Annotated in this window: 3 protein-coding genes; 1 reads left to right on the top strand and 2 read right to left on the bottom strand. The window is 67.9% G+C overall.

Annotated features, from left to right (window positions below; all coding sequences use genetic code 11):
* Positions 1-42: 42 nt before the first annotated feature.
* Together PSH25_RS31390 and PSH25_RS31385 are read right to left on the bottom strand one after the other, a co-directional pair.
* Positions 43-3,915 (bottom strand): ThuA domain-containing protein, encoded by a 3,873-nt coding sequence (locus tag PSH25_RS31390; RefSeq protein ID WP_441005363.1) that lies wholly within the window; start codon positions 3,913-3,915, stop codon positions 43-45.
* Between the two features lie 456 nt (positions 3,916-4,371).
* The gene (locus PSH25_RS31385; RefSeq protein ID WP_238662500.1) at positions 4,372-4,605 is read right to left on the bottom strand and encodes a hypothetical protein; all 234 of its coding nucleotides are present in this window, start codon (positions 4,603-4,605) and stop codon (positions 4,372-4,374) included.
* A gap of 796 nt (positions 4,606-5,401) precedes the next feature.
* On the opposite strand from PSH25_RS31385, the gene PSH25_RS33810 reads away from it, so the two are divergent.
* On the top strand, positions 5,402-7,801 hold the full coding sequence (locus PSH25_RS33810) for a tetratricopeptide repeat protein (RefSeq protein ID WP_274528226.1): 2,400 nt from the start codon (positions 5,402-5,404) through the stop codon (positions 7,799-7,801).
* Positions 7,802-7,811: the final 10 nt, after the last annotated feature.

The following is a 7,811-nucleotide window of genomic DNA, read 5'->3' as shown; positions in this document are numbered from 1 at the left end:
CCTTCGAAGGTCCCTGCGCCCCATCATGCGCGGTCTACCCAATCAGCTGTAGACCTCGAACTCGAACAGCGAATATCCCCAGGCCGTGGCGCGGGCCGTACCGTTGATCCGCACGTAACGACCCGTGGCGGCCAGCGCGGTGTTGTCGTCCACCCCACCGTCACCACCGGCGATCGTCCGGGCTGTGGTCCAGGTTGTCCCGTTGGCCGACGTCTGGATCTGGTACCCCGAGCCGTACGCTCCCTCCCAGGTCAACTTGACCCGATTGATGGGGTACGACTGGCCGAGATCCACCTGGATCCACTGCGGGTCGGCGAAGGCACTCGCCCACCTGCTGGTCAGCGAACCGTCCACCGCGGCGGAGGCCGGGTAGGCGACCGCCTCGGTGCTCGACGCGCTCGCCGGCTTGTTCAACGCCAGGTTGCCCGCAGGCGGCTGTACGACGCCGCCGCCGTAGACCTCGAACTCGAACAGCGAATATCCGTAGGCGGTGGCGCGGGCCGTACCGTTGATCCGCACGTAACGACCCGTGGCGGCCAGCGCGGTGTTGTCGTCCACCCCACCGTCGCCGCCGGTCACCGTCCGGACCGTGGTCCAGGTGGTCCCGTTGGCCGACGTCTGGATCTGGTACCCCGAGCCGTACGCCGCTTCCCAGGTCAGCTTGACCCGGTCGATGGAGGTCGACTGGCCGAGGTCCACCTGGATCCACTGCGGATCGCTGAAGGTGCTCGCCCACCTGGTGGTCAGCGAACCGTCCACCGCAGCCGAGGCCGGGAATGTGCCGGACTCCGTGCTCGACGCCGTCACCGGCTTGTTCAACGCCAGGTTCCCCGACGGCGGTTGCGTGGTGCCGGAGGTGAACGTGAAGTCGTCGATGTCGAACAGCGATCCCGCGCCACCGGTGAACACCAGGTACAGCTGGTGCGTTCCGGCGGGTGGGCTGATCGTCCCGGTGACGTCGGCCCACGTCTCCCAGCCACCGGTCGGAGCGACCTGCACCGTGCCGGCCACCGGGCCGGTCGGTGAGTCGACCCGCACGGTCAGCGTGCCACCGACGCCGGCCGAGGCGACCCGCGCCTTGATACCGGTGACGCCGGCCAGGTTGTACGGCGTGAAGGAGATCCAGTCGCCGTTCTCGATGTACCCGATGGCGTTGCCGCCGTGGGCGCTGGGCTTGGCGGCGAGTTGGACGCCGTTCATGGTGCCGAAGTGCTCGGCCTGCCGGGTCCGCGGTTGCAGCACGTGCTGGTCCTGGACCGCGACCCCGCTGACCGGGGTGTACACCGCGGCGAGCACTCCGAAGATGTTCGCGGACGCGTCGTGCTCACCGTCCACCGTGGTCTGGATCGACCCGGTGCAGCCGTTCTTGCTGGTGATCGGGTGACCATGACTGTCGTGGCCGAGGATGTAGTTGAGCTGGACCCGGCTGCAGTCGATGGTGCCGGCGTTCGGATCGGTGACCCTCACCTCGTAGGGCACCAGGTCGCCGAACTGGAACACCGATCCGTCGGCCGGTGTGATCAATTCGATGGATGGTCGGCCGACCCCGATGACGGTACTGGCCGTCGAGGTTCTGCCGCTGGGGTCCCGTACCGTCAGCGTCGCGGTGTACTCGCCGTTCGCCGGGTAGGTGAACGTCGGGTTGGCCGCCGTGGAGTCGGTGCTGCCGTTGCTGGTGAAGTCCCAGGCGTACGTGATCGGGTCGCCGTCCGGGTCGTTGCTGCCCGCCGAGCTGAACTGCACGGCCAGCGGCGCCGCGCCGGAGGACGGGGTGGCGCTGATCTGCGCGATCGGTGCCCGGTTGCCGCCGGTGTTGTACTCGATCCGGTAGAGGGCCGAGTTGGCGTCGCCGCCGAACCAGGTGGTGCCGTAGTCGAGCACATACAGGGCGCCGTCAGGCCCGAACTCCATGTCCATGATCGCGGTTCCGGACCACGGGATCGGCTCGATAGCGCCGGCCGTGCCGTTGGCGTTCAAGGTGACCGCCTTGATCCAGCGACTGGTGAACTCGCCGAGGAAGACCTTCCCGTTGTACGACGCCGGGAACTTCACATCGGAGGCCAGCGCCGGGTTGAAGTTGTAGACCGGACCGCCCATGGGCCCGCCCCCACCCAACTCGGGCCGCCAGGGCCCCTGCCCACCGTAGGGCAGCCAGGCCGCCTGTGACGGCGGCAGCGTGGTGATGCCGGTGTTGTTCCGGGAGTTGTTCGTCGGCCCACCGGCACAGTTGTACGGACCGGACGACGGCCCGCTGGGGAACGTGAACTCCTGGTAGGGGGTGTTGTAGTTGGAGCAGTACGGCCAGCCGTAGAAGCCCGGCTGGGTGATCCGCTCGAACGAGACGGTGCCCGCCGGCCCGCGCTGCGGGTCGGCAGAGCCGGCGTCGGGGCCGTAGTCACCGAGGTAGACGACCCCGGTCGCCTTGTCCACGCTCATCCGGAACGGGTTACGGAAGCCCATGGCGTACACCTCGGGCCTGGTGTTCGCCGTGCCCGGGGCGAACATGTTGCCGGCCGGGATGGTGTAGCCGCCCGTCGCACCCGGCTTGATCCGCAGCACCTTGCCGCGCAGGTCGTTGCTGTTGGCCGAGGTGCGCTGCGCGTCGTAGGCGGGGTTACGGTCGGCCCGCTCGTCGAGCGGCGCGGAACCGGCCGAATCGAACGGGTTGGTGTCGTCGCCGGTGGACAGGTACAGGTTGCCGGCGGCGTCGAAGTCGATGTCACCGCCGACGTGGCAGCACAGCCCACGGCTGGTCGGCACGTCGAGGATCGTCACCAGCGAGGCCGGGTCGATCGTGTTGTCGTCCCGCACGGTGAGCCGGGCCAGCTTGTTGGAGCCGTTGAACGGGGCGAACTGCGCCGCCGTGCCGGTGGACGGAGCGTCGCCGCCCGGCGTGCTGAGCGGCGGCGCGTAGTAGACGTACACCCAGCGGTTGCTGGCGAAGTTCGGGTCGGCCTTGATGCTCTGCAGACCCTCCTCGTCGTGGCTGTAGACCGGCAGCGTCAGGGCGATCTTGGTGTTGCCGTTGACGTCGGTGTACCGGATGACGCCGTTCCGCGAGGTGTGCAGCACACCCCGGTTGGGCAGCACGGTGAGGCCCATCGGTTCACCGGTCTCCGCCACGCCCTTGGCCAGGTTCACCTGGTTGAACGTGCCGACGGGCGCCTGCACCGAGCAGTTGCCGACGTTCTGCGCGGCGTACCTGATACCGCCGAGCAGGTGGGTGCGGAAGTTGGCCTCGGTGTAGCTCTCCTGGGTATGGCCGAGGCCGGTGTACCAGGAGCGGCCGCCGTCGTAGGGCCGGCACCACGAGATCGGGTGGTCGCCGTTCATGGTGCCGCCGGTGTACGTGGCCTCGTTGAGATTCGCGAGGACGTGCACCTGCGAGCGGGGATTGGTGCGGTAGTTGTACAACTCGTCGGTGCGGTTCCAGTTCACCGGGATGCCCGCGTTCGAAGGGTGGGCGGTGTCCTCGATGCGGACGGTGGCCGGCTGGATCGCGGGGTGGCTGGAAAAGTAGGCGCCGACGAGGTTGCCGTACCAGGGCCAGTCGTATTCGGTGTCGGAGGCGGCGTGCACGCCGACATAACCGCCGCCGGCGCGGAGGTAGCGCTCGAACGCGGCCTGCTGGGTCGAGTCGAGCACGTCGCCGGTCGTGGACAGCCAGATGACCGCTCTGAACCTGGCCAGGTTCGTGTCGGTGAACTGGGCGGCGTCCTCGGTCGCCTCGACCGTGAAGTTGCCCTGCGTGCCCAGTTGCTGGATCGCAGTGATCCCTGCGGGGATCGCGTCATGCCGGAACCCCGCGGTCTTGCTGAAGATCAGCACCGAGAAGTCGGCCGCGAACGCCGGGGCGGCGTTGACGCCCATCCCGGCCAGTACAAGAGCGACGATTAGCAGCACTCTGCGAATCATGATCGGTTGGTTACCTCTCGTGAGGAAGCAGCCGAAACGTGCGCCGATCACGTCTCGAACGTGGCCGCGGTAGGCGGCCCCGCGGGTAGGTCCCGGGACGCATGGCGGTGCCGCGTCTGTCCCGGCGGTGGAGGGTCGTCGGCACGTCGCGCCTCAGTGGAGGTCGCGCGGCGCCGTGATGGGGATGGGGATGGGGATAGGGGGTGGGGGTGGGGTGGGCGGCTGTTGACGGTGCCTGGTCGGGGGTGCAGCGCCGTCATCTTCTTTGACCTCTATCCTCGGGAGAGCGCTCTCTCATCGAGGTTTGGAAAAGCTAACAGATTCGTCATCGCCCAACAACGGTTTCATCGACCGCCGTGAAATCCGACTGCCGAAGTCCGCCCCGGTCGGGGGGTGCGCGGCGGTGATCGACGGGACGCTCCCACGACGTCCTGGCCGGCGCGGGCCTTCGGGTTGTCAAGGAATGAGGGCACGTAGGCGCTGGTCGCCGGCGAGCACCGCCGCGGCGAGTACGAGGGTGGCGAGGCCGAGGGCCGCCAGCAAAGTGAATTCGGTGGTGAACCGCAGCCACGGGACCACACCGTCGACGGTGCCGAGACGTACGAAGCGTCGCGGCCCCCACGTCGGCCCGTTCGACCGACCCGAACTGGTGAAGATCCTCGCCGAACTCGCCAGCCGCTGGCCAGACATACAACGACAGACCTTCACCACCGAGCCAGTTCCCCGCGCTTGATGGCTCGGTGGTGAAGTCGGGCCAGCGGTCGGTGGTCACCACGCGCGCTTTCCCGAACGCCGGTCGGGTAGGTGGCAGCGACGAGATCATCCACGCGCTCGGGCGCGACGAGATCGAGACCGACTGTTTCTCGACAGACTGGATCCGGTCGTCGCCGCTGCCCTGCGGGGCGAGGGGCGTGGCCGAGATGCCCGGCAGCAGGCCGCTGGCGCTCGAGCGACTGGGCACCGACCACGGCAAGCGGCAACCTCCCGCACCCGCCCTGTCCAGCGATGCGCATGGACGAAAAACCTGGTTGCCGACCCCGGTAATCGGGGGGTTTTCGGGGGACGGTTCAAAACCCCATAGACAAACTTAAAGCCCTGACCAGCGTTTCCGCCGGTCAGGGCTTTGTGTCTGTCGGGACGGCCGGATTCGAACCGACGACCCCTTGACCCCCAGGACGATTTGGTAAGCGTTCCCGCACGTCGCGCACGCTATCCCCACGATCAGGCCGTGTGGTTGATGGCATGCCGGCTGCCATCGCGTATGCCGTGTGGTCCCCGCCTGGTCCCTGGACGCTGAGCGGCTTACCGCCCCCGGCTTCTCGGACGGAGGGCGGTAAGCCGTGTCGCCGGCTCTCCGCGCATGCACTCCGCTAGCCAGCGGCAAGCCGCGACGCGGCGCGGCAACGTCTGGCTTGTGGTGGTCGGACGTTGGGCGGGTTTCGCTGGGTCTGCTGGCGGATGGGCCATTGCTCAGAGATGCGGTTCAATGAGCGGTCAGCTTTTGGTGATCTGGTCGTGCCGGGGAGTGACGGTGAGCTTTCGGGGTCAGCCGTGGTCGCGGTGGTTTGTGGCCCTGTCGTTCGTTCTGGTGCTGGTCTTGGTGGCGGTCGTGACCACAGTGGTGGCGTTGGCGGTCAACGCGGCGAGCAGTGACGAGCGGCGGTGGCCGTGGGGCCTGCATGTGATCCAGGATTATCCGTTCCCTTCGGTGTTGGTCCTGACGGTGGTACTGGCGATGTTGAGCGTCATGGTGGTGTCGGTGCAGCGCGGGCGCGATGCTCGTAGCGCCGGCTCTTCACTTGTGGCCGATTCCGTTGTCGACGTTTCGCCGGCCCCGGAGGATGTTGGCCTGCTTAGCGGCCCTGGTGGGGTGGATGCGCCCCTGGGGGAACTGCCGGTCGTCATCCGGGGACGCGACGGTGTGGTCAGTGACCTCGTGGCGCCGCCTGCTGTCTATTCGCCGCAGGTTCGGGTCTTGGTGGGGATGGGTGGTTGCGGGAAGACCACGGTGGCGTTGGCGGCGGCGCGGGAGGCTCAGGCGTCTGGCTGGCGGGTGTGGTGGGTGTCGGCGGTGGACGGGGCGACATTGGTGGCCGGCATGTCGGCCGTGGCGCGGGAGGCGGGGGCGTCGGCAGAGGAGGTGAAGGACGCCGATTCGGATCTGGCGTTAGCGGGGGTGGTGTGGGGTTGGCTGAATCGAATGTCTGGCCGGTGGTTGTTGGTCATTGACAATGCTGACGCGCCTGAAGTGTTGGCCCCGGGCGGTACGAGTGTGGCGGGTGGTAGCGGTTGGTTGAGGTCTGCCGGTGCCGGGGTCGTTTTGGTGACCACCCGTGTGACTGATCGGGCGGTGTGGGGGCATCGGGCAGGGTGGTTTCCGCTGGGTGAGTTGGATCAGCGGGCGGCGGCGTTGATGCTGCTGGACCGGATACGCCGTGCGGACGAGCCGGAGCTGATTGAGGCGGCGACGGCGGTGGCGGATCGGTTAGGCCGGCTGCCGTTGGCAGTGCACCTGGCAGGGTCGTATCTGGGTTCGGGCATGGCCGAGGTAGGGCTGGACGGCTACTTGCGTCTGTTGACGGATCGCTCGCTGAGCGTGGTGGATGAGGGTGCGCCGGGGTGGGGGGACCAGGATCCGCGTCGGCTGATCATGTCGACGTGGGAGATTTCGTTAGACGCCCTAGAACGGCAGGGTCGGATACGGGCGCGCATCCTGTTGCGCGTGTTGTCGTTTCTGGGGCCGGGCTCGGTGGTGCCGTTGCCGATGCTGGAGCCGTCCGTGTTGTCGGAAGCCGGGCTGCTTCCTGACGGGGATGAAGGCCGCGCGGAGATGGCGGCCGGGTTGGCGGGACTGCGGGCGGTGGGTCTTGTCGATGGGGTGCCGGCCGGGGTGGGCGGTTTCGGCGATGGGCTGATGGTGCATCCGCTGGTGGCCGAGGTGTGCCGATGGCGAGCCGCACGCGAGGGGCAACGACCGTCGCTGATCGCCGCGGCGGCCGGACTGGTCGTGGCCGCGAGCGCACGGTTGCATCCGGCTGACCCTGCCGACTGGAAGGGGTGCCAGGTGCTCGCCCCCCACGCGAGAGAAGCGCTCGGTGCGATCGCCGAGATGAGCGAAGACCTGGGTGCCGACGTGGTCGGTGTCAACAATGTCGTGACGCACCACTACACCGCCCAAGGGTCGTATCCGGCGGCTATCGACCAAGGCGAAGACGTCGTCGCCGCTGCCGTCGCAAGACTCGGTGTCGAGCACCCGAAAACGCTGATGTCGCGCAACAACCTGGCTACCGCCTATGACGCGGCGGGGCGGTTGGATGAGGCGATCCCGTTGCACGAGGCGACGCTGGCCGCGTGTGAGCGGGTGCTGGGTGACGAGGAGCACCCGCTCACGCTGACGTCGCGGAACAACCTGGCTACCGCCTATGACGCGGCGGGGCGGTTGGATGAGGCGATCCCGTTGTACGAGGCGACGCTGGCCGTACGTGAGCGGGTGCTGGGTGACGAACACCCGAAAACGCTGATGTCGCGCAACAACCTGGCTACCGCCTATGACGCGGCGGGGCGGTTGGATGAGGCGATCCCGTTGTACGAGGCGACGCTGGCCGTACGTGAGCGGGTGCTGGGTGACGAGCACCCGGACACGCTGGGGTCGCGCAACAACCTGGCTACTGCCTATGACGCGGCGGGGCGGTTGGGTGAGGCGATCCCGTTGTACGAGGCGACGCTGGCCGCGTATGAGCGGGTGCTGGGTGACGAGGAGCACACGACCGCGCTGACGTGCAAGAAACAGCTGTCTACCGATTATGACGCGGGGGGGCGGGTGGGTGCGGCCATGGCGGTTGAGGAGAGAGTGGTGGCCGGCGTTGGGGTGGTTGGGGAGACGTAGAAAGACACAC

It is taken from the genome of Micromonospora foliorum (genome assembly GCF_022229015.1).
Classification (GTDB): Bacteria; Actinomycetota; Actinomycetes; order Mycobacteriales; family Micromonosporaceae; genus Micromonospora; species Micromonospora foliorum.
Note: the sequence above shows the minus strand (reverse complement) of the source record. Positions and strands in the feature narration are given on the sequence as shown.